Annotated in this window: 19 protein-coding genes; 2 read left to right on the plus strand and 17 right to left on the minus strand. The window is 54.5% G+C overall.

Going from position 1 to position 21769, the window contains the following annotated elements:
• Nucleotides 1-2 precede the first annotated feature (2 nt).
• The 17 genes from F552_RS0111095 to F552_RS0111175 all read right to left on the minus strand — a co-directional run bounded on the left by F552_RS0111095 (nt 3) and on the right by F552_RS0111175 (nt 20290).
• Nucleotides 3-1754 (minus strand): methyl-accepting chemotaxis protein, encoded by a 1752-nt coding sequence (locus F552_RS0111095; protein ID WP_245546681.1) that lies wholly within the window; start codon nt 1752-1754, stop codon nt 3-5.
• 95 nt (nt 1755-1849) lie between these two features.
• Complete coding sequence (locus tag F552_RS0111100; RefSeq protein WP_018151816.1) at nt 1850-4084, minus strand: chemotaxis protein CheA; 2235 nt, start codon at nt 4082-4084, stop codon at nt 1850-1852.
• A gap of 21 nt (nt 4085-4105) precedes the next feature.
• A complete protein-coding gene (locus F552_RS0111105) occupies nt 4106-4414 on the minus strand; it encodes an STAS domain-containing protein (RefSeq protein WP_018151817.1) in 309 nt (102 codons plus the stop codon).
• A gap of 23 nt (nt 4415-4437) precedes the next feature.
• On the minus strand, nt 4438-4809 hold the full coding sequence (locus tag F552_RS0111110) for a response regulator (protein ID WP_018151818.1): 372 nt from the start codon (nt 4807-4809) through the stop codon (nt 4438-4440).
• A gap of 11 nt (nt 4810-4820) precedes the next feature.
• Nucleotides 4821-6020: a methyl-accepting chemotaxis protein gene (locus F552_RS20945; protein WP_018151819.1), complete on the minus strand. Its 1200-nt coding sequence runs from the start codon at nt 6018-6020 to the stop codon at nt 4821-4823.
• Between the two features lie 426 nt (nt 6021-6446).
• Nucleotides 6447-6956, minus strand: a complete 510-nt coding sequence (locus F552_RS0111120) for a chemotaxis protein CheW (protein ID WP_083917492.1) — start codon at nt 6954-6956, stop codon at nt 6447-6449.
• Nucleotides 6957-7057: 101 nt separating this feature from the next.
• Nucleotides 7058-7675, minus strand: coding sequence for a methyl-accepting chemotaxis protein (locus tag F552_RS20950; protein WP_308417739.1), 618 nt, complete (start codon nt 7673-7675; stop codon nt 7058-7060).
• Entirely contained in the window at nt 7657-8904 is a 1248-nt protein-coding gene (locus tag F552_RS21040) for a methyl-accepting chemotaxis protein (RefSeq protein WP_051078300.1), read from the minus strand. Before F552_RS21040 ends, F552_RS20950 begins: the two co-directional genes overlap by 19 nt.
• 53 nt (nt 8905-8957) lie before the next feature.
• Nucleotides 8958-11030 (minus strand): chemotaxis protein CheW, encoded by a 2073-nt coding sequence (locus tag F552_RS20960; protein WP_018151822.1) that lies wholly within the window; start codon nt 11028-11030, stop codon nt 8958-8960.
• Between the two features lie 67 nt (nt 11031-11097).
• Nucleotides 11098-11583 (minus strand): chemotaxis protein CheW, encoded by a 486-nt coding sequence (locus F552_RS0111135; RefSeq protein ID WP_018151823.1) that lies wholly within the window; start codon nt 11581-11583, stop codon nt 11098-11100.
• A gap of 120 nt (nt 11584-11703) precedes the next feature.
• Nucleotides 11704-13947, minus strand: coding sequence for a chemotaxis protein CheA (cheA, locus tag F552_RS0111140; RefSeq protein ID WP_018151824.1), 2244 nt, complete (start codon nt 13945-13947; stop codon nt 11704-11706).
• A gap of 84 nt (nt 13948-14031) precedes the next feature.
• Nucleotides 14032-14397, minus strand: a complete 366-nt coding sequence (locus tag F552_RS0111145; RefSeq protein ID WP_018151825.1) for a response regulator — start codon at nt 14395-14397, stop codon at nt 14032-14034.
• 30 nt (nt 14398-14427) lie between these two features.
• Nucleotides 14428-15642 carry a methyl-accepting chemotaxis protein gene (locus F552_RS20965; RefSeq protein ID WP_018151826.1) on the minus strand — a complete coding sequence of 405 codons (1215 nt, stop codon included), beginning with the start codon at nt 15640-15642 and terminating at the stop codon, nt 14428-14430.
• A 620-nt stretch (nt 15643-16262) separates the two neighbouring features.
• Entirely contained in the window at nt 16263-18104 is a 1842-nt protein-coding gene (locus F552_RS0111160) for a nitric oxide reductase activation protein NorD (RefSeq protein WP_018151827.1), read from the minus strand.
• A 1-nt stretch (nt 18105) separates the two neighbouring features.
• Nucleotides 18106-19050 carry a 4Fe-4S binding protein gene (locus F552_RS0111165; RefSeq protein ID WP_018151828.1) on the minus strand — a complete coding sequence of 315 codons (945 nt, stop codon included), beginning with the start codon at nt 19048-19050 and terminating at the stop codon, nt 18106-18108.
• 46 nt (nt 19051-19096) lie between these two features.
• On the minus strand, nt 19097-19486 hold the full coding sequence (locus F552_RS0111170; protein WP_018151829.1) for a hypothetical protein: 390 nt from the start codon (nt 19484-19486) through the stop codon (nt 19097-19099).
• A gap of 6 nt (nt 19487-19492) precedes the next feature.
• Nucleotides 19493-20290, minus strand: coding sequence for a CbbQ/NirQ/NorQ/GpvN family protein (locus tag F552_RS0111175; protein ID WP_018151830.1), 798 nt, complete (start codon nt 20288-20290; stop codon nt 19493-19495).
• A 392-nt stretch (nt 20291-20682) separates the two neighbouring features.
• Between F552_RS0111175 and F552_RS0111185 the strand changes: the two genes are divergently transcribed.
• Together F552_RS0111185 and F552_RS0111190 are read left to right on the plus strand one after the other, a co-directional pair.
• Nucleotides 20683-21126 (plus strand): FecR family protein, encoded by a 444-nt coding sequence (locus F552_RS0111185; protein ID WP_156802291.1) that lies wholly within the window; start codon nt 20683-20685, stop codon nt 21124-21126.
• A 2-nt stretch (nt 21127-21128) separates the two neighbouring features.
• Nucleotides 21129-21767, plus strand: coding sequence for an OmpA family protein (locus tag F552_RS0111190; protein ID WP_018151832.1), 639 nt, complete (start codon nt 21129-21131; stop codon nt 21765-21767).
• The last annotated feature ends 2 nt before the right edge of the window (nt 21768-21769 follow it).

Genomic DNA, 21769 nt, shown 5'->3' on the forward strand with positions numbered 1-21769 from the left:
TCCTAGAAACGTGTAAAGTCAGATTCAGACACTGATGCCGCCGCCGTTGCGGAGGCAAAGCCGCCAATACTTGTTTTTGAACCTGATTTTCTGGCTTTGCGAACTTCCTGATGACCGGCAGACGATCCACTGTTTGAATTCACCTTAAAGAACGCAATCAGTTCTTGCAGTTGCTCTGCCTGGCTGCTCATCTCTTCTGCCGTAGCTGCCAGCTCTTCCGATGCTGTCGCATTCTGCTGGGTGATCTGGTTCATCTGCGTCATGGCCGTATTCACTTGTGTCAGACCAGTAGACTGTTCTTCTGAGGCCGCCGTAATTTCTTGCACCAGATCTGACGTACGGTTAATGGCGGGTACCATTTCGTCCAGCAACTGGCCGGCACGCTCTGCAAGTTGCACGCTACTGCCGGCCACTTCACCAATTTCCTGTGCCGCTACCTGGCTGCGTTCTGCCAGTTTGCGCACCTCGGCAGCTACTACGGCAAAACCTTTGCCATGCTCACCGGCACGGGCTGCCTCAATGGCAGCGTTCAGCGCCAACAGGTTAGTCTGGTAAGCGATATCATCAATAATGCCGATTTTGGCTGCGATCTGTTTCATGGCAGATACGGTGGCTTTAACCGCTTCGCCGCCCTGCGTGGCTTGTCCGGAGGCCTGTGTGGCCATGCCGTCTGTCACTTTGGCGTTTTCTGCGTTCTGGTGTACGGAAGCAGACATCTGCTCAACCGATGCGCTGGTTTCTTCCACACTCGCTGCTTGTTCACTGGTGGCCTGACTCAGGCTTTGGGCCGTTTCAGCAACTTGCTCGGATGAACCGGACAGGCTGTCGGCTGCACCTCTTACCTGACCCATGATATTGGACAGGTTCGCTGCCATGGATTTGATGGCAACCAGCACACTGCCATGGTCATGCGCATGGGTGCTCACTTGCGTCGTCAGGTCACCCTCCGCAATTTTCTTGATCACTTCTGCTGCATAAGCCGGCTCGCTGCCCAATTGGTTCATCAGCACGCGATACGTAATACCCAGCGCAAATACCAGAATGCCCAGCATCACGGCCAGACAGACATAGAGCGTGCCTTTCAAGGTGGTATTCTTTGCTTCTGCGGCTGCCACATCCCCGGATGTACGCTTGTCCAGCATCACGAAGAAGTCATCGATCGGCTTCATGATCTTGGCTTTTTCCTGATGGTATTTCGCGTCATGCATCATGGCCTTGGCGGCTTCAACGTCTGCCGTTCCCGGCACAAACTTGCCGGTACCGTCATCTACCAAACCTTTGCGTGCATTCATGGCAATGGTTTCGGTCTTGACCAGTGCATCAGATTTGGCCCCCGCTTCTGCCAGTTTGGCCAGTTCATCGTCGGTAAAGCCGTTTTGTTTCATCAGATCCAGCAATGCAATCTGGTCGCCGCTATCCGGACGAGGTTTCTGGCCGTCTGCCGCTACAAAGTCCCAGTAAATCCGGTTGTAATCTTGCGGACGTGGCTTTTTACCGTTGCGGATGTCCAGAATGTCAAAATACTGCTGTTCATATTTGGGCTCGCCCGTCATCACGAAAGTACGAGCCAAGCGGGTCAGGTCATCCGAGCTCTGACGCAGCTCATCTGCCAGCTGGTAGGAGATGTAGCGATTTTTAAATGCCTGATTCAGTACATTGGTACTCTCGGCCAGTTGCATCTGTACCACCGTCATGATGCCAACCAGCACCACTACACACACAAATAGCGATACAAACATTTGTTTGATCGTCATCCGATTCGCAAATTTAGCAAACATACATTTCTCCCTGTAGTGAGACCATGACACTGCATTTATTTTTAAACATATTTATAATCAATGAATTACAGTCACTCTTTCACGCTTGCTCTTGATGTTTCATGATGACTCTTGCGAATCATCTGCTGCACCAGACCCGGAATATCCAGAATCAGCGCCACCTCTCCAGTCCCCAGAATCGTTGAACCGCCAATCCCCCGGAGACGCTCAAACAGTTTGCCCAGCGGTTTGATGACTGTCTGGAACTCACCCAGCAAGGCATCCACCACCAGCCCGGCACGGGTATTGCCGTATTTCACAATCACAACACTCTCGCGTTTGCCCGTTTCGCCGGTGACTTCAAAGCTTTCCCGCAAACGCATGTACGGCAGAACCTCACCACGCAGGCTGAAATAATTGCTGTCGTGGCCATCGTTGATGTTCTCTTCCGGCAGATCAACGCACTCAATCACCATATCCAGCGGAATCACGTAATGCGCATTGCCGACTTTGACCTGGAAGCCATCAATAATGGCCAGTGTGAGCGGCAGGCGGATACGGATGGTGGTACCGGCCATGTATTGGCTATCGATTTCGATATTGCCGCGCAAGGCTTCGATGTTGCGGCGGACCACATCCATCCCTACCCCGCGGCCAGAGATATTGCTGACCTTGTCCGCCGTCGAGAAACCGGCTTCGAAGATCAACTGATAGACTTCGCTATCCGGCAGATCAATACCGGGTTCTACCAGGCCTTTTTCGATGGCCTTGGCCAGAATCTTGTCGCGATTAAGGCCCCCGCCATCGTCCTGGACTTCGATGATGATGCTGCCGGAATCATGGTAGGCATTCAGACGGACTTTGCCCTGAGCCGGTTTGCCGCGTGCGGCACGGATATCTGCCGGTTCAATGCCATGATCAATCGAATTACGTACCAGATGGGTCAGCGGGTCGCCAATCTTCTCGACCACTGTCTTGTCCAGCTCAGTGTCGCCACCGGTGATTTCCAGCTCGATTTCCTTGCCCAGATCTTTGGCGACATCGTGCACCACGCGCTGGAAGCGGTTAAAGGTTTCGCCAATCTGCACCATGCGCAGGTTGAGCGCGCTATCGCGTACTTCTTCTACCAGCCGTGACAAGGTGGATGCCGCCTCCAGCATGTCGGTCTGCCCACTGCGATGCGCCACAATATTGACACCGGCACCGGCAATCACCAGTTCACCGATCAGGTTGATTAACGTATCCAGCTTTTCGGCATCTACGCGGATGGACTGCTGCTGGCGCGATTTGGCTTTTTTCTGCTGGATTTGCTTGTGCAAGGCGGCTTCTACCACCTCGGGCTGAACGATACCGGCTTGCACTACCATTTCACCCAATGGGCGCTTGTGTGGGTCCTGACTGGCGGAGTCGCCCTGCTCTTGGGCGGTCTGGTATGCCAGTACCGCATCCAGCTCCCGTTGGGTCAGCGTGCCTGACTTGACCAGCATCTCGCCAATGCGCAAGTCATCCTGCTTCAGGTTTTTGATAGCCTCCACAAAATCAGCCACCCGGCTGTGTGGGGGCAGAATATTGATCTTGCAGTCTTCCTGCACAAATTCGAATGCGGATTCGATCGTGGCTTTGTCTGCTTCGCTATGGAAATTCAGCACATAGGACATGTAGCAGGATTCAGGATCCAGCTCGGACAAGGCAGGCAAACGGTCAAAGAATGACACCACCCGGACGATGTGCCCCATGGTGCCGAGATAGCGGAAGATGGATAACGGATCCATACCGTTACGCAGTACATCCGTGCCAAACTCGATGGAAATATGCCAGTTGTCGTTATCCAGCACATTGCCGCCCAGACTTTCCAGCGCCAGAGAGTCTGTCGGGTGGGCCGGTGCAGGATGAGATGCTTCACCCGCAGGAGCCACCGCGGCCTGTGGGGTATCCGTCAAATAAACAGAAAGACGGGCCACCAGCTCGTTCCCCTTGCCTTGATCATCAGTGCTCAGGGTTGCACCGCTCTCCTGCAGCTCTACCAACCGTGCGACATGGTCCTTGCAGTCAAGAAACAGACTGACCATGTCGGCATCCATCATCAATTGTCCGGCACGGACCTTGTCCAGCACGCTTTCCAGCACATGGGTGAATTCGACAATGCCATCCAGCCCAAAGAGCCCCGCAGAGCCTTTGATGGTATGTGCCGCGCGGAAAATGGCATTGATGGTTTCGCTACGGTCTTCTTCTGCCAGGGCCGGAATGGCCAACAGGCGGTCTTCCATTTCCTGCAATAGCTCATGGCTTTCGGCAAAGAATGTCTGCAGGGCTTCTTCCATACTCATATCGGGTATCCTTGCAACAGCTTAATTGGAGGAAATCACAACCGGGTCACCAAACACATGAGTGAGATTGCACAGGTCCATCACATCCAGCACGGGCGCCGAATGGTGAACCAGCGTCAAATCACCACCTTTGGACTGGCAGGTCAGTTTGGCGGCCAGTAACAGTTGCAGTCCGGCAGTATCAATCTCGCTTACCTCTGCCAGGTCAATCTCCAGCCGCGGAGATGTTTCCAGCCGGGCAAGCAACTGCTCACGAATCGCCGCTGCGGTAAAAATGTTGACCTCGCCCGATAATTGCAGCGGACCTGCCTCTGGGATGCCGTGCGTCATGAGAAACTCCTGTGCTTGCGTGATCAAGGCTGAATCAGTTTGGAGACTGCACTAATCATTTGGTCGGGTTTGAAGGGTTTCACCACCCAGGCTTTCACGCCGGCTGCCTGCCCTTTGGACTTCATGTCATCACCAGACTCGGTCGTCAGCATGATGACAGGGGTGAATTTGTATTCCGGTTTCTTTTTCAGTTCTTGCACAAAGCTGATGCCATCCATATTGGGCATATTCACGTCACTGATCACCAGATTGATCTTCTGACCGGTCAGCTTTGATAGTGCGTCTTTACCGTCGCAGCCCTCCAGTACATCGTAACCGGCGCCTTTCAAGGCAATGGAAACCACTTGTCTCAGAGATGCAGAATCATCAACGACCATGATCACTTTGTTCGCCATACGGGTTGCTCCTAAAAGAAAGTAATTTCGTCAGTGTCGTCCGCGACCGCAGTAGTCACTGACTTGCCATGGTTCTGGTGCTCTTCCACCGTGGCATAAGACTGCTCAAGCTCATGAATCAGCCCGGACCAATCAATGGCTTGCAGCTGGCCGCTTTGTTCATAGGCCTGCTCGCTTTGTTTGAGATACGCAGGAAAACTGTGAATGTTGTCGCGCACGTGGCACAAAATCTGGCTGACACGGTCCTGAAACTGCAACCCGACCAGCAATTCTGATATTTGCACCTGAATTTGCTGACTATTGTTCCGCAGCATGGAGGTGGCTTCCAGCAGCCCGCTGGTCACGCCTTGGAAGTCTCCCAGCACATCATGAATGGACACTTCGGCAGCCTGGATGGATGCACCGGCACTGGCGGCCGATTGCTCGGCGGAGGCAAACGTGGCGCTAATGGCTTTGCTGATCACCTCGGTGGTTTCAGTAATGCGCCGCCCGGTATCGCCTGACAGGTTGGACAGCTTGCGAACTTCATCTGCAACCACCGCAAATCCGCGCCCCGCCTCTCCCGCACGTGCCGCTTCAATGGCCGCATTCAGGGCCAGCAAGTTGGTCTGGTCAGCAATGCTGGCCACAGAAGCCGCCATGTCTTTCAACTGGTCGATGTATTGCACCAGCGATTTAACCTCTGCCAGCATGGCATCACCCTGGTTAAAGGATTCACGCAGCAGGGCCAACACAGACTTCAGCTTGTCTTCACTGCGCGCAAAGAGCTCGGACAGGTCATTACCGTCATTCCGGTTAATCAGCGCAGACGAATTCACTTCGCTCAGCTTTTGTACAACCCCGGCGAAATGGTTGGTCAGATCAATAATGGCCGCCTCACTGATGTGCCGTCCGGATTCGATCTGTTTGCTCCAGATGCTGGTCACCTGGTCTTCAACCCGGCCAAGACCCGCGAGAAACGCTTTAACCTCGGTAACATGCAGTTCATGCTGACTCTGCACGCTTTGATCTGCTTGCCAGGTTTTCCAGCGCGTTAACTGCCGGTGCAATAGCCAGCCGCTCACACCAGCTGCCATTAGGGCGACGGCGGCAATGGCGGCAAACCGGGTAGTCAACGGTAACAGCATTGCCATAGTGGCCAGGACTGCCACCACAGGGGGTAGCATGTATGCCAAGATGCCAGGCAGCGAGAAAGTTTTTTCTGAGGTCATAGCCAATTCAAAAAAGAGGTTATTAGCTGCGGGTTAATTCAAACAAGAACGCGGATGCCATTATCATTTCATGGTGGCGTGTATTTTCATGAAACACCACCATATAGTTCTATTTCCGAACAAAATAACATCGCAATATTGAGAAAGCTAAAGTAAGCTTAAAAACACCGTGGATTTTGCTTAAATCGCTACGTATTTTTACCAGGTGTTGTTTCCAGCAAACGGGTTATGCAGATACCTGGCAGGACATTGCATAATGTTTGCAGGTAGAGAGGGGTTCTGATCAGTGATCAGCAGATATCAGCTGCACACATTGGCTCATGTGCGTTGGGCACAGCAAAATGCATATAAAAAAAGAGGCTGCAATCAGAACGATTCGCAGCCTCTTTTATGCGCAAAAATGCGCATCACACAGCCCAAGCACCGTTAACTCACTACAGCCCCGGAATTATTTGCGACTGACTCAACCAGCATCATTTCTCCGCTACTCATCAGCTTTTCGATATCCGTCAGGATGATCATATGCTCATCCACGGTAGCAAGGCCTTGAATATATTCGGTATTCATCACGGCGCCAAACTCTGGTGCCGGCCGGATCTGTTCCGGGGTCATGGTCATGACATCCGATACCCCGTCTACCACAATGCCGATCACGCGATTCGCCACGTTCAGAATGATCACCACGGTAAACTGGTCGTAGGTAGCACGCCCCAGTTTAAACTTGATACGCAAATCCACGATCGGCACAATCAGGCCACGCAGATTGATCACCCCTTTGATAAAGTCTGGCGAATTGGCAATGCTGGTCACGGCCGCATACCCTCTGATTTCCTGCACCTTCAGAATATCCAGCCCGTACTCTTCCTTGCCCAGGGTAAACACCAGATATTCATTACTGGCGTTGACGGGTTCTGCCTGTGAAGTTGTATCCATCATTTTTCCTTCATCACTGCAACGTATGTCATGGTCGCCCGTTGGGGAATACATCCGCCGAGCAACCATGCTTCACCAGCGCCATCGTTACGAAACGCAGCGGCTCAAAACTCTTGCCAGTCATCATCTCCCTGACTGGCAAATGAAGTCACCGGGCTTGTCTGCCGTACGGGACGCGACAAGGCTGACGATACGGACCTTGCCACTGGCGCTTTGACTTGCCGAATGTTCCGGCCGCCCGTCTGGCTGTCTTGCAGCAGGAACGATTTGACCATTTCTGACAGCGATTGGGACTGTTCTTGCAAGCTTTCTGCCGCTGCAGCCGCCTGTTCTACCAGGGCTGCGTTTTGCTGGGTTGCATCATCAAGCTGGGTGATGGTCTGGTTCACCTGTTCGATACCCGTGCTTTGCTCATGGCTAGCAGCCGAAATTTCGGACATGATGTCCGTCACGCGTTTAACCGCGGTCACCACCTCTTCAATGGTTTTACCGGCTTCATCCACCAGTTTGGCCCCGGTTGCCGTTTTCTCGACCGAGTTCCCGATCAGGTCTTTGATTTCTTTGGCCGCAGCAGCAGAACGCTGGGCCAGCGTCCGCACTTCTGATGCCACCACCGCAAACCCGCGCCCCTGCTCGCCGGCCCGGGCGGCTTCTACCGCCGCATTCAAAGCCAGAATGTTGGTCTGGAAGGCAATGCCGTCAATCACGCTGATAATGTCCACCACCTTCTTGGAGGCCGTGGTAATGTCATCCTGGTATGCACAACCTGGCTTACCACTACCCCGCCGCGGACCGCAATGTCAGATGCACCTTTGGCCAGCGTATTGGCCTGACGGGCATTTTCTGCATTCTGTTTCACGGTACCGGTCAGTTCTTCCATGCTGGAGGCGGTTTCTTCCAGACTAGCGGCCTGCTCTTCAGTCCGCTGGCTCAGGTTCTGGTTACCGATAGAGATTTCACTGGCAGCGCTATCCACCGAAACCGCCGCTTCCTGCACCTCCAGAATTACCTGGCTCATGCTGTCCAGCAAATCATTGATGCCCGTACACAAAGTTGCCACCGGGCCAGAAATGCCCTGCATGTCTACCCGCAAAGACAAATCGTTATTCTTGGCAGCCGACACCACGCGCAATGACTTCTCGACTGCATTTTCCAGCACCTGCGCAGCCAGTACCTGCTCGGTCACATCCGTAGCGTATTTCACCACCTTGAATGGTCGGCCATTCAAATCCATGATCGGGTTATAGCTGGCCTGAATCCAGACTTCCTTGCCGTGCTTGCCAATGCGCTTATAGCGTGCGGCCTGATATTCACCACGTCCGAGTTTTTCCCAGAACTGGCGGTATTCGGCCGAGTTTTTCATGCTTTCTTCAACAAACATGCTGTGATGCCGGCCCTTGACCTCATGGGACTCGTAACCCAGAGCATTCAGAAAATTGTCATTCGCCTCGATGATGGTGCCATCCAGATTAAACGAAATCACCGCTTCTGACTTGCGAATGGCTTCCAGCTGTCCGGCGTTGTCCACTTCGGTCATTTTGGCTGCGGTAATGTCCGTGGCAAACTTGATGACCTTGACCGGTTTACCCTGTTCATCAAATACCGGGTTATAACTGGCCTGAATCCAGACTTCTTTGCCCGTTTTGGTAATGCGCTTAAACTGGGTTGCCGTAAATTCACCCTGCCTTAAACGGTCCCAAAACTGGCGATATTCGTTGGAGTTCCGGTAATTGGCATCCACAAAAATGCCATGGTGCTTGCCTTGAATTTCTGCCTGCGTATATCCCATCAGGGTCAGAAAATTGTCATTTGCTTCGATGATGGTGCCATCCAGCTTAAACTCGATAATGGCCTGCACCTTGTTCAATGCCCGGATCACGGCTTCTGCATTGCTCAGTCTTGCCTGAATCTCTGCTGTTTTTCCACCAAACATGTTATTAAATAATGCCATGATCCAACTCCTTTAAATTGCTTTAAATGTAGGCAACACAAAACCCTGCCCTATCAAATATCAGATTTAGCACATTGACTCAGGTTAAAAATCGATTCTACATCAATAATCAATGCCACCCGGCCATCGCCCATGATGGTGGCGCCAGACACCCCGGCTACCTTGCGGTAGTTGGTCTCCAGACTCTTGATCACCACCTGGTGCTGGCCCAGCAAGTCATCCACAAACAGCGCCATTTTGCCGCCGTCGGCTTCCAGAATGATCACCAGCCCCTGGTCGTAGTCGCTGGCGTGCTCGGTAATGTTGAAGACGTCATGCAGCGACACCAGCGGCAGGTATTCGCCTCGCACATGGATCACCTTGCCACGGCCGGCCAGGGTGTTGATGTCGCTCAGGCTCGGCTGCAGCGATTCGACGATGAAGGTCAGCGGAATCACGTACACTTCCTGCCCCACCGAGATCGACATGCCGTCCAGAATCGCCAGCGTCAGCGGCAGGCGGATGGACATGGTGGTGCCCTTGTCCAAAAAACTCGCGTTCTGTTTTACCGTGCCGGTCAGCTCTTCCATGCTGGACGCGGTTTCTTCCAGGCTGGCGGCCTGTTCTTCCGTACGCTGGCTCAGGTTCTGGTTACCCACTGCAATTTCTCTAGACGCCGTATTGATGGTGTCAGTGGCTTCGCGAATCTGGGTCACGATGTCGGCAATCCGGGTGACCGTCTGATCGCTGTCTTGTTGTACTTTGCCAAGCATGCCAGCAAAATTGCCCTGCATACGGCAGGTCAGATCCCCTTTGGACAGCGCATCAAAGATTTTCACGACTTCACTGAGCGCATCTTCAATGTTCTGCAACAGGGAATTGGTGGTTTCTGCCAAGGTCAGGAAGAACCCGCTCTTGCCGACTGTCTGCATCCGCTTGCTGAAATCACCTTGGGTTGCGGCAGACATCACGCTGGAAATATCGGCTTCGGACTCTACCTCGTTGGTCCGGTTCAGCCATTCCACGACGGTGCCCAGGCGCTTGCCGTCTGCATCCAGAATCGGGTTCATGGTCAAGCGGAACTGCAGTTTGCCCACCGAAATGTTACCCACGTGGGTAGACGTGAGCCGTGACAGCAGCATCTGCTGGTGTTGCGGTGCCTTGTGGAAAATATCGATATTCTTGCCAATGATGTCGTTCACGTTGAACTGCGGCAACTCTCTGCGCAACTCGGACTCTACCTGACGGAGCATGTACAGCTGGGACGGGTTCAGGTAAACGATATTCCGGTCGGCGTCGGCAATCATGACGTTGGTTGTCACCGAATCCAGCGCCTGCTTGATCCGGGCATTTTCGATGGCGGCTTCTGCCGCTTTCTTCAGCGAAGCAACCATGTGCTGTAGCGCATCCATCAGGCTAGCCACTTCATCCTGTCCCGTGACCTCGACTGCGACATCCAGCTTGCCGTTGACAATGGTACGCACCACGTCAACCGCTTTGCTCAGGGGACGGGTTATCGAGCGGGTGATGAGCACGGCTGCCAGCAGCCCCAGTACCAGCCCCACCACCAACAGCCCCACCACCAGCATCCGTGCATCGGCATAGCTTGCTTCTGCTTGAGAGGCCGAGTCATTTGCCCCTTTGATGTTCAGGTCGCGAAGTTTTCTGGCCGTTGCGCTCAGGGTTTCAAAATGGGTCCGGGTATCTCCTGCCAGATCTGCTGCCGCTGCATCAAACTGGCCGCTCGTCAGCGAGGCACGGATTTTCTGGTCATCCTGCATATAGGCGGCATAGTTTGACTTGAACACTGTGTACGCCTGCCGTTCGGCGTCCTCAGACACCAAGGGTTCATACTGGGCCATCGCTGTGGCCAGTGCAGCCCTGCTTTCATCCCATGCTTTGAGGGCTGCCGGTGAGCCTTTATCCAGCACGGCCCGATATTGTCGCGAGCGCAGGTAGTTCAGTTCCACCGACATATTGTCCACGGCCGTCACACTGGGCAGCCAGTTCTTGCTCATGTCCGTGGTCGCGCCGTTGATGGTTTGCATCTTGAGAAGGGAGAAAACCCCCAAGATACCCAGTAACAACAGCAGGACGACAAAGCCGGTGGCGAGTCTTGTGCCTATCTTGTAATTTGATAACGTCATGACTACTCTCCCTTACCCGTTTTTCTTGTCATTCAGCCAGCCAGATAGCTGCTGGATACGTCATGGATCAAACCGTAGCTGCTTCAACCAGCATCATCTCGCTGCTGGTCATCAGTTTTTCGATATCGGTCAGAATGATCATGCGCTCTTCGACCGTCCCCAGCCCCTGGATGTATTCGGTATTCAGTGTCGCGCCAAACTCGGGCGCCGGCCGTACCTGCTCCGCCCCTAGCGTGATGACGTCAGACACCCCGTCCACTACAATCCCGACCACGCGGCTGGCGACATTCAGAATGATCACCACGGTAAACTGGTTGTAGGTAACACTGCCCATCTGGAACTTGATGCGCAGGTCCACAATCGGCACGATCGTGCCGCGCAGGTTGATCACCCCCTTGATGAACTCGGGAGAATTGGCGATGCTGGTCACGGTGTCATACCCGCGGATTTCCTGCACTTTGAGGATATCAATCCCGTATTCTTCCTTACCCAGCGTAAACACCAGATATTCGTTACTGGATGCAATCATGTCTTGTGGGGTCGAGGCTTCCATCTTCCGCTTTCCTTCATACAAGCTGGACAGGCTTCTCGGCCCGCCAGCAAACTACCGGTTTGTTATCTGCCATCCGCAAACCTTGCGGACTTCCTGCCTGGTATCGGTTCTGCCACCGGCTTAGTGCTGGCTCAACCGGAACAAGGCTTCTACATCAATAATCAGTGCCACCCGGCCATCGCCCATGATGGTGGCGCCAGACACCCCCGCGACCTTGCGGTAGTTGGTCTCCAGACTCTTGATCACCACCTGGTGCTGGCCCAGCAAGTCATCCACAAACAGCGCCATCTTGCCGCCATCGGCTTCCAGAATGATCACCAGCCCCTGGTCATAGTCGCTGGCGTGGTCGCTAATGTTGAAGACGTCATGTAAAGACACCAGCGGCAGGTATTCGCCTCGCACATGGATCACCTTGCCACGGCCGGCCAGGGTGTTGATGTCGCTCAGGCTCGGTTGTAGCGACTCGACAATGAAGGTCAGCGGAATCACGTACACTTCCTGCCCCACCGAGATCGACATGCCGTCCAGAATCGCCAGCGTCAGCGGCAGGCGGATGGACATGGTGGTGCCCTTGTCCTGCACCGATTCGATATCGATCCGGCCGCCCATGCCCTGGATATTACGGCGGACCACGTCCATGCCCACACCGCGGCCGGAAACGTCGGTTACTTGTTCGGCGGTGGAGAAGCCGGCTTCGAAGATCAGGCTCCAGACTTCCTGGTCGGTCATGCTGTCGCTCACCGCCATGCCGTTGCTTCTGGCCTTGGCCAGAATCCGTTCACGGTTAAGACCGCCACCGTCGTCGGCCACCTGAATCATGATGTTGCCACCCTGATGGAAGGCTTTCAGGGTCAGGGTGCCTTTGGCGGGCTTGCCCTTGGCCAGCCGGGCCTCGGCGGTTTCGATGCCGTGGTCGAGGCTGTTGCGGACCAGATGGGTGAGCGGGTCGGCCAGTTTCTCGATCAGCCCCTTGTCCATTTCGGTGTTCTCGCCGATCAGCACCAGATCCACCTGCTTGCCGAGTTTGGCGGCGACGTCGCGGACCACCCGCGGGAAGCGGCTGAACACGAACGAGATCGGCATCATGCGGATCGACATCGCGGATTCTTGCAGTTCGCGGGTATTGCGTTCCAAGAGCGCAATGCCGTTGTGCAGCTGTTCGTGGATCACCGGGTCAAACTGGCTGGCGATCTGCGCCAGCATGGCCTGGGTAATCACCAGCTCGCCGACCAGGTTGATGATCTGGTCGACCTTTTCCACGCCGACGCGAATAGAACTGGCTTCGGCGGTGGCCGGCGCGGACGCGGCAGCCTTGGGGGCACTGGCGGGTTTGGCCGCCGGCTTGTCGGCAGGGGCCGCCACCACGGCAGCCACGGCCGGGTGTTGCGCCACGGCGTGCACTTCGCTGTCCAGCAGCACCTGTTCGCCCTCGTTGAGCGGTGCAAACAGGCCAAAACCGTCGTCTTCTTCCACAACCAGCGGCGGTGCCGGCAAAGGGTTGAACAAGCCGAAACCGTCCCCTTCTTCCAGAATGTCGCTGACCGCGGCAATTTCTTCGGCACTCAGCGGGGCAAACAGCCCGAAGCCGTCGTCTTCTTCCAGCACCGTGGCATCGGCGACCGGGTCGGTAAAGAAGCCAAAGCTGCCATCGTCGGCATCGGTCAGGTCCGGCACGTGTTCTTCGGTAATCTGGTACGCCGATTCCGGTAGCAGGAAGCCGAACATGTCCTGCAGGTCTTCCAGCGTCGAGACGGTATGAAAGGTATAAATCCGCTGAAAGCCGCCATCGTCGCGCGGGATGTCGGCAATGATGGTCAGTTCGCCAAACCCTTGCAGGCGGGTTTCCATGGCTTTCAGGTCAAAGGTGTCGATCAGCTCAGGCGTCAGGCTGATGGCCATCTGGAAACGGTGTTCCGTCACCGCCGGGTCGTTGTGACGGGGATCAGTGCGGGCAGGCGCAACGGCGACCGCGGCATGGCTGCCAGCCAGGGCATGCAGCCGGTCACAAATCAGCCGCGCCGGTTCTTCATCGGCCAGCCGGCCGCTCTGGTGGGCATCGAGCAGGTCTTTGAGGATATCGCCCGCCTGCAGGAATACGTCCACCATCTCGCTGGTCAGGCCGAGCTCTTGCTTGCGAATGCGGTCGAGCAGGTTTTCCAGAATGTGCGTGACTTCGGTCAGGTCGGTAAAGCCGAAGGTACCCGCCCCACCCTTGATCGAGTGCGCGGCACGGAAAATCGCGTTCAGCGATTCGGCGTCCGGCTGCTGGATGTCGATCTTCAGCAGCAACGCTTCCATTTCCGCCAGATGTTCCGCCGCCTCCTCAAAGAAGACCTGGTGGAACTGGGACATATCAATACTCATCGCCTACTCCGTTTGCTATGCAACCCGCTGCCAGAAACCTAAAATGCCCCTCTCAAAAGAAGCGCATGCATGTCAATAAACGGATCAACCCGCCACCTTTTTGACGACTTCCAGTAACTTGGCAGGATCAAACGGCTTGACCAGCCAGCCGGTAGCCCCTGCTGCACGCCCCTGCTGTTTCATCGTTTCTCCGGCTTCGGTGGTCAGCATCAGGATAGGGGTGCTGCGATATTGTGGTAACGCTCTTAAATGCTTGATCAGGGTCAGACCATCCATGCCCGGCATGTTCTGGTCAGTCAGTACCAGATCAATGCTGTTACTTTTGGCTGTATTCAACCCTGCGTTTCCGTCCACCGCTTCCAGCACGGTGTACCCCGCAGATTTAAGGGTAAATGCCACCATTTGGCGGATGGATGCCGAATCGTCAACGGTGAGAATGGTTTTTGCCATGTACTGACTTCCTCCAGGTAAAGTGCCGGATTAAAACAGCTCTATATCACCCGTGTCCATGCTATGTTGTGTGACCGGGTTGAATTCAACATCTGCATGCAGTGCCGCAAGACGGGAATGGATATCATCAATCACGCCCGGTAGCTTTTGCAGACGGAATTCCGCATTTTCCAGTAGCATCGGATCACGCTCCAGAACGCCGTGCAGACTGGACACTTCACTGCACAATGCATGCATGCGCTCCATCCGCTTGGTGGTGTGGCCAATGCATTGGGACATAAGATCCTGAAACTGCAAGGCAGATACCGCCTGATTGGTATTACCCTCAACCACTTCGGCAATACCCGCCAGCTCCTGAAGCGTGTGCGCCATATCATCATTCAGCACCCGCAGTGCAACCATGGTCTGCTCTACCCGCGTCTTGGAGTGAATGGCAAAACTCATATCCTGGGTTGCCAGCTTTTCAATATGGGTTTCCGCATCCATGACAGACTTTTGTACTTGATCAATATTGTTACGGATCTGCTGGCTGAATTCGTTGGTTCTGAGCGACAGGTTACGCACCTCGTCGGCTACCACGGCAAAGCCGCGGCCCGCTTCGCCCGCCCGTGCAGCCTCGATGGCGGCATTCAGGGCCAGCAGATTGGTTTGCTTGGCGATTGATTCGATATCACCGACAAACTCCAGTACGCTGCCAACCTGATGCACGACAGAGTCCATTTTCTCTACCAGTGCCATGCCGATTGCACTGTTATTCAGCGTGCTATCGACAAACATGGACAGCGTCTTGGAAGTATCTTCTGCAAAACCTTCAAAGGTGATAGTGCCCCCAGAGTCGGATATGGTCGCCCCATGCGTCAGCCGGTGAGCCAGCACCTGCTGGTATTTGGCCTGATCGGTAATCCCGTTAAAACTAGTGAGCAAGCCCTCGAATGCCTGCTGCAAGATTGTCAGCACACGTTGCATTTCTGCCCGGGACAGTTCGAATTGATGGATGAATTCTTCATCTACCTGGCGCAACGTCGTCAGCAGTTGGTCTCTTGCTGCAACTTCTGGCTTTATTTTCTGTGTCGGGGCAATTTGTTGGCGGTTCAGGAAAGTAATGACCACATAAATCAGAGCAAAAACCAGTACCTGCACACCTGCCTGATATATCGATAAAAAATTGAATGCATAGAGCAAACATTCTGCAGCCAGAATGATGGCGAATACAATCAAGGTATTGATCGAGGCACGAGGCTTCATGGTGGACTACCTAAAAAGAGTTAGCGTTTTATCGATCATGCATCCGGGCCATATATCTGTCAGCAATGTGTAAACATATTCGCCTTGCAGATATAAAAGCGTGCTTACGGCAGCCAATAGAAACACGCTTGGGCAAAATACCGTTGCATGGGTAAAAATAGTAGCGTCCTCATGTAAATGGCATCTTTCTAGTTATAGCCATAAAAAAGGAATTTATCGGAGATTTTTATCCAGTCAGTATTTATATAATTCAAGTACAGAACGAACTAATACATGATTATACAGAATCCGCATTCTTCGAATATCTGCTGCTTTTACCATGACTCATTCACACGACACATGTCTCGGATGCCAGCGCGGGCCGGCATCATGGTGTGCGCCGGCAATTAGATCACACACAACCAAAATTAACAATGTTTAACATATCGCTAAAATGCTGATGGCAACACAAGACTTGGACCAGTGATATGTCAGGCCAGTGCAGGATAGACCAGGATGGTGCCCTGCTGACAACTACAGCAAAGGAGATGTCATGGCATGACAATGATGGTTAAGCTCATCAGGGGCATCAAAGAAACCCGACAGCAGCAGGGGATACCCTCCCCCGCTGTCCAGGTCTCTTAATGCCGGTTTCTGAGTTTCAGGTACAGCTTGGGTAGTAACATTGGCAGGCTGGCCGCATGCTCAATCTTGATGAATCCATCCTGCCCGAACAGATACGGCAGGTAATCATGACCATCCGGATCAATGGTTACACAAAACGGAATACAGCCAGCGGCACGGGCTTCCAGCACGGCCTGACGGGTGTCTTCGATACCAAACCGGCCTTCATAATGATCCAGATCATTGGGCTTGCCATCCGTTAACAGCAACAGCACCTGTTTTTCTGCCTTTTGCCCGGTCAGGATGCGGGTGCTCTGCCGAATAGCAGCCCCCATGCGGGTATAGAACCCTGGTTTGATGGCAACAACACGGCCCAATGCTTGCGCATCCCAGCGGTCGGCAAAGTCTTTTAGCAAGGACAAGCGGACGTTATCGCGCTTGATGCTGGAAAAGCCGTACAGGGCAAACCGGTCTCGCGTCACGCTGAGCGCTTCTGCAAATAGCAACAGACTATCGCGAATCACGTCAATCACCCGCTGGTCGTTGTTCACCCAGGTGTCTGTCGATAGAGAAAGGTCCGCCAACAACAGACAGGCCAGATCGCGCTGCACCCCCTGGCGGTCGGTATATAGACCCTGGGCTTGCGGGGTGATGCCGCTTTTCAGATCGGACTGGTATCGGCTGTAGGCATCCAGATCAATTTCATCCCCTTGCGGCTGCGCGTACATCCGCTGCATTACCGGCTGCAATACTTCAAACTGGCGGCGTAACTGACGCGCGCAGGCTTTCAGATGTTCAGGTAGAGGTTGCGCCACGGCATCTTTAGGCAGCATGGGCTGAATGCGGCAATGATCCTGTTTAAGCTGTTGCAGCTTGTAGTCCCATTCCGGCACACGCAACCCTGGTCCTACCGGCGTGTCGTCTACATCAGGGGACGGCAGGTCCAGATCAAATTTCAGCCGGGTTTTCAGGGTATGCCCGCCCTCGGTAATCGACAGGGTTTGCATGTCGTCTGCCGCTTTGCGGGCATCGTCATTTTCATCATCGTCTTCGTGACGGTTGACCTTGATGTATTCATCCCAGGTAAACAGGCTTTCGGCCCGGAACTGTAGCAGCATGCCGTCTTTGCGGTTATCCGGGTTTACCTGCTGCGCATGTCGGCGCTGTTTGTCCTGTTCTTCGTCGTCCTTTGGTGTGGGATCATGCTGTACATCCTGATGCTGCCTTGCTGCGGCTGGCTGGCTGGCTTCAGTCGGAAAGCACCAGAGTGGTACAGGTGCCGGGTTATGCCGGGCTTTTCCCTCTGGCCAGACTAACGCCAGATCTGGTTGCAACAAGGCCTGCCGGATGACAAATTCTTGCGCAGCGGCGGTGCCTTGCAATGTGTCTGGCGCGGGTCTTTGTGACAGATGCGCCTGCACCAATGCCTGATAGCGTTGTCGCAAGCCGGGAAAACGGGCCAACGTGGCGACTGTGGCCAGCCGGTTATGCGTCAACCAGTGCTGGCCAGCGGGTACCTCAACGGTTGCCAGTGCCAATAACCAGAAATACAAATCCTGATTGAGTGGCCTGTGCGGGAAATAATCGATATGGGGCGGGAGTTGCACGGTTGTGTCGTCGATCAGGCACGGGTGCGTATGCTCGCCTGTCCCGGCCAGTTTGGCCAGCCAGTGGCGTGCTGCACCATGCGCTCGCTGGCTGCTTGCCTTGACGGACATGGCAGGCGCGCCCCCCAGCGCACGGAAGTACATGGGCGCAACCGGCAAGACCTCTTCCAGCACCACCCGCTCTGCCGGGAAGCCATTGTATGCCACATGGCGTATGGCTTTATCCCACCAGCCACCAATCCACTCTTCCATATCAGTCCTTTAACCTTTCCGGTTGATGCACATGGTCCAGCACCGGCTTGCCTTGGGCTGCCCGGGCATCGAATGCGGCTTCCTGACTGGCGCGGTTACCCTTTTCCCATTGCAGCAATATCACCTTGCCTGTGGGCGCTTGTTGCGTTTCGCACCGGTCCAGACACTGGCCGCATTGCACGCAGGCAAACATCATCCGCTTGACCTGCCGGGGTTTCAGCCGCATCGGGCACACATCTTCGCAACCTGACTGGCAACCGCTGCAACCGGCTGCAGATTCGCGCTTGAAACTCACTACCATGGCTTTGCGGTTGGCCATCCACGCCAGACTCTGGAACAGGCCGGCTGCACAGGCATAACGGCAAAACAGATGCCGGGCAAACATGAACTCAATCGTCAGCAAGCTGGTCCCCACCCCCAGGAAAATTCCCTGTGCCCGGGTCAGCTGGCCGGTCAGCAAATTGTGGTAAATCGTCATCGGTGGCAGCAGATAAGTCAGCGCAACCAGTGCCCACAAAAAGGCAAACCCTGCGACGGCCGGTAGCAGGACCAGCCACCAGCGCGGGTCCGGTACACCGATCTTGCCGTTGCCGGTACGCCAGATTTGAGGCTGTTTGTCCCAGATGCTTTGTTTGCCAAACGTTTTCAGCATCAAGCGATTGATGGTTTCTACTACTGAGAAATGCGGACACAGCCAGCCGCAGTAAAGCCGCCCCCATTTGAAAGAAACCCACAGCACACCGCCCACCATCAGGAGGATCGGCAGCAGACCGCGTGCAAACAGATGCCAGGCCGCTACTGCGGCACTGTCTTTGCCCGCCACAAAACCGTCCAGCCCCAGAGTCCAGTCCCAACCAAACAGGATAAAGTGCCCGAGCGTGAGATCCAGCCGGAAGAAATTGAGCGGCGGCGCAAGTACAAACAGGGCAAAAAAGCCTGCTTGCATGAGTCTGCGCTTGTTTTGTAGAGACAAAGTCACCTGATGCTCTTTCTTAATGACGTTCAGACACGGGCCATACCGGCAAGCAGACCCTACCTGCCAGAATTCTGGCCAGACTGAGCATGCCCATGAGCACCAGCGTGGTATGTACGCAGAGCAGATACACCACCAGCCAGACCCATGCGGTTGCATTGCCAGCCCGGATTTGCCACCAGACCAGCACACAGGTCATCAATAACAGCACCCCACCGGTGATGCTCCAGTACCAGAACTGTTTCAGATACGCTTTGGCCACCGGCTCTGCCGGGCGAAGAAAATACAACCAGCCAATCATCAGTACCGGCAGCCCGGGCAAGATCAGCAAATTGAGCAAATAGCACGCCAACCCCATCAGCACGGTACGCTGAGTCTTGGGAGAGATGGCAGGCGTGGTCTCTTGCATGATGTCTCAATGTCCCAAATGCGCCCGCGCCACTTCGCGCAGGGCATTCATGGTGGTCGGATCATCCGTGAGCGGTTCGATCAATGCGGCTTCTACCACCGTACTCACCGGGCAGCCGGTGAGCCACAAGCGGGCGGCATATACCAGCAAACGGGTACTGGCAGCCTCTTCCAGATCATGAGCAGCCAGGCGACGCAGCGCCTGGCCAAGCTGCGCCAGCTGCATAGCGCGCGGCGCATCAATGCCGGTTTCGGTTTCCAGAATCTTGGCTTCCAGCGCTGCAGATGGGAAACCCAGGGTAATGGCAATAAACCGCTGCCGGGTGCTGGGTTTCAGACTTTTCAGCAGGTTCTGGTAACCGGGGTTGTAAGACACCACCAGCATGAACCGTTCTTTCGCCTGCAGGATTTCCCCGGTGCGGTCGATCGGCAAAATGCGGCGGTCATCGGTCAGCGGATGCAGCACAACCGTGGTGTCCTTGCGCGCCTCTACCACTTCATCCAGATAACACATACCCCCTTGGCGCACGGCCCGGGTCAGCGGCCCGTCTTGCCATACGGTATTCCCATCCACAATCAGGTGCCGTCCGACCAGATCGGCCGCAGACAGGTCATCGTGGCAAGCAACCGTGGTAAGCGGTAGTTGCAGGCGTGCCGCCATATGCTGCACAAAGCGGGTTTTGCCACTGCCGGTTGGACCTTTCAGCAACAGGGGCATCTGGTTCTTCCATGCATGCTCGAAGAGCTCGCATTCATTACCCTGCGGCTGGTAGTACGGCAGCAACACAGCAGATTGGTCATTCATGGTGATACCTGTCCGGTTTTGTATCAAGATAATCGCCAGACTAATGGATGATTGCCACGCTGCCCTTGATGCAAGGCAAGAATCCGGGAACGCAAAATATATAATTCACAATTATAAATGGTACAAATAAATTTTCTGATTTTTATTTGTATACAATTAATTTTACTGATGGTTGTTTAAAGCGGGATCGGGGTGGAGGCCGTTGCCCTGTGCCAGCGCCATTGCCCGATCACAGCGCTTACGTCCATTACCCGGCTTGTGCCATGCAAGCCAGCTCGAAAACCAACTTAGGTCGCTTGCATGAATTTTCGAACATCCGGGATGCCAAACGGGTAAATTGGTGCTACATTGACAACAGGTGAATTCACCTTTCTTGCGGGAGACGTTTACAAATGAAAACATCCCATCATGCATTTCTAATGGCCGTACTGATATCTTGTGCTGCGCAGGCGGCCCCTTCCGACATCATAGGTCATATCCAGAATATCCAGGGCACTGCCACCATAGAGCGCGGTAATACCACCCTGCCCGGCATCAAGGGGACGGCGCTTTATCGCGGCGACCGGATAAGAACCGGTAAGCCAGGTGCTGTCGGCATTGTGCTCACGGACGATACATCGGTCTCACTCGGGGCCTCCAGCATCCTGACCCTGAACGACTACGACTTCGACCCGAAAGAAGGCAAGTTTTCACTGGTGATGCGCATGCTGAAAGGCACGTTCTCCTATATATCAGGACAAATCGTCAAACTCTCGCCAGATGCCGTGCAACTGCAAACCCCGGATGCAACCATTGCCGTCCGTGGCACCAAACTGCTGATCAACGTGGAGGAGTAATCATGAATCGCTTTATCTCCACCCCGCCGTCAAGATTATCCGGTGCCACAGTGCTTGGCTTGGCCTTGTTGTGGTTGTTTCTGATGATGCTGAGTGGCTGTGCCAAGCAGGCGGTTATCCTGATGCCAGACCGCGACGGGCATGTAGGCAAGGCAGAAGTCAGCACCACCAAAGGCAAACAGACGCTCGACAAGGAAGGCGATACCACCTCGGTCATCAGCAAAAATTTCTCACCCTCATCTGTCACAACAGCGAAACCGGCCGATATCCAGAAAACATTCGGCGAAGTACTGGCCATCGAACCGCCACCGGCAGAAACCTTCACGCTGTTTTTTGAAACCGGTACAACCGACCTGACGGCTGAATCCAGCGAAAAGATTGCCGCCATCATCCAGTCCTGTCAGCAACGTGGCGCCATCAGTGTCAGTGTCAGCGGTCACACGGATGCAACAGGCTCTGACCAGCTAAATGATCAACTGGCGCGTGACCGGGCCGAGCAGGTCAAAAAACTGCTGGTAGAGCAAGGGCTGAATCCTGACCTGATTACAGTCAGTTCGCACGGCAAGGGCAACCCGGCCTACCCGACCCCAGAGGGTGTCGCCGAGCCGCGTAACCGGCGGGTGGTTGTCATCATTCATTAACG

Origin of the sequence: Leeia oryzae DSM 17879 (assembly GCF_000376945.1) — a bacterium.
Taxonomy (GTDB): domain Bacteria; phylum Pseudomonadota; class Gammaproteobacteria; order Burkholderiales; family Leeiaceae; genus Leeia; species Leeia oryzae.

What these genes read in the sequence shown, in the direction of transcription:
- F552_RS0111135 (WP_018151823.1), bottom strand. Translation starts at nt 11,583, where the DNA reads ATGGAAGCCTCGACCCCACAAGACATGATTGCATCCAGTAACGAATAT.
- F552_RS0111190 (WP_018151832.1), top strand. Translation starts at nt 21,129, where the DNA reads ATGAATCGCTTTATCTCCACCCCGCCGTCAAGATTATCCGGTGCCACA.
- F552_RS0111100 (WP_018151816.1), bottom strand. Translation starts at nt 4,084, where the DNA reads ATGAGTATGGAAGAAGCCCTGCAGACATTCTTTGCCGAAAGCCATGAG.
- F552_RS0111110 (WP_018151818.1), bottom strand. Translation starts at nt 4,809, where the DNA reads ATGGCGAACAAAGTGATCATGGTCGTTGATGATTCTGCATCTCTGAGA.
- F552_RS0111095 (WP_245546681.1), bottom strand. Translation starts at nt 1,754, where the DNA reads ATGACGATCAAACAAATGTTTGTATCGCTATTTGTGTGTGTAGTGGTG.
- F552_RS20945 (WP_018151819.1), bottom strand. Translation starts at nt 6,020, where the DNA reads ATGACCTCAGAAAAAACTTTCTCGCTGCCTGGCATCTTGGCATACATG.
- F552_RS0111160 (WP_018151827.1), bottom strand. Translation starts at nt 18,104, where the DNA reads ATGGAAGAGTGGATTGGTGGCTGGTGGGATAAAGCCATACGCCATGTG.
- F552_RS20960 (WP_018151822.1), bottom strand. Translation starts at nt 11,030, where the DNA reads ATGACGTTATCAAATTACAAGATAGGCACAAGACTCGCCACCGGCTTT.
- F552_RS21040 (WP_051078300.1), bottom strand. Translation starts at nt 8,904, where the DNA reads ATGGCATTATTTAATAACATGTTTGGTGGAAAAACAGCAGAGATTCAG.
- F552_RS0111185 (WP_156802291.1), top strand. Translation starts at nt 20,683, where the DNA reads ATGAAAACATCCCATCATGCATTTCTAATGGCCGTACTGATATCTTGT.
- F552_RS0111120 (WP_083917492.1), bottom strand. Translation starts at nt 6,956, where the DNA reads ATGATGGATACAACTTCACAGGCAGAACCCGTCAACGCCAGTAATGAA.
- F552_RS0111165 (WP_018151828.1), bottom strand. Translation starts at nt 19,050, where the DNA reads ATGCAAGCAGGCTTTTTTGCCCTGTTTGTACTTGCGCCGCCGCTCAAT.
- F552_RS0111175 (WP_018151830.1), bottom strand. Translation starts at nt 20,290, where the DNA reads ATGAATGACCAATCTGCTGTGTTGCTGCCGTACTACCAGCCGCAGGGT.
- cheA (WP_018151824.1), bottom strand. Translation starts at nt 13,947, where the DNA reads ATGAGTATTGATATGTCCCAGTTCCACCAGGTCTTCTTTGAGGAGGCG.
- F552_RS0111170 (WP_018151829.1), bottom strand. Translation starts at nt 19,486, where the DNA reads ATGCAAGAGACCACGCCTGCCATCTCTCCCAAGACTCAGCGTACCGTG.
- F552_RS0111105 (WP_018151817.1), bottom strand. Translation starts at nt 4,414, where the DNA reads ATGACGCACGGCATCCCAGAGGCAGGTCCGCTGCAATTATCGGGCGAG.
- F552_RS20965 (WP_018151826.1), bottom strand. Translation starts at nt 15,642, where the DNA reads ATGAAGCCTCGTGCCTCGATCAATACCTTGATTGTATTCGCCATCATT.
- F552_RS0111145 (WP_018151825.1), bottom strand. Translation starts at nt 14,397, where the DNA reads ATGGCAAAAACCATTCTCACCGTTGACGATTCGGCATCCATCCGCCAA.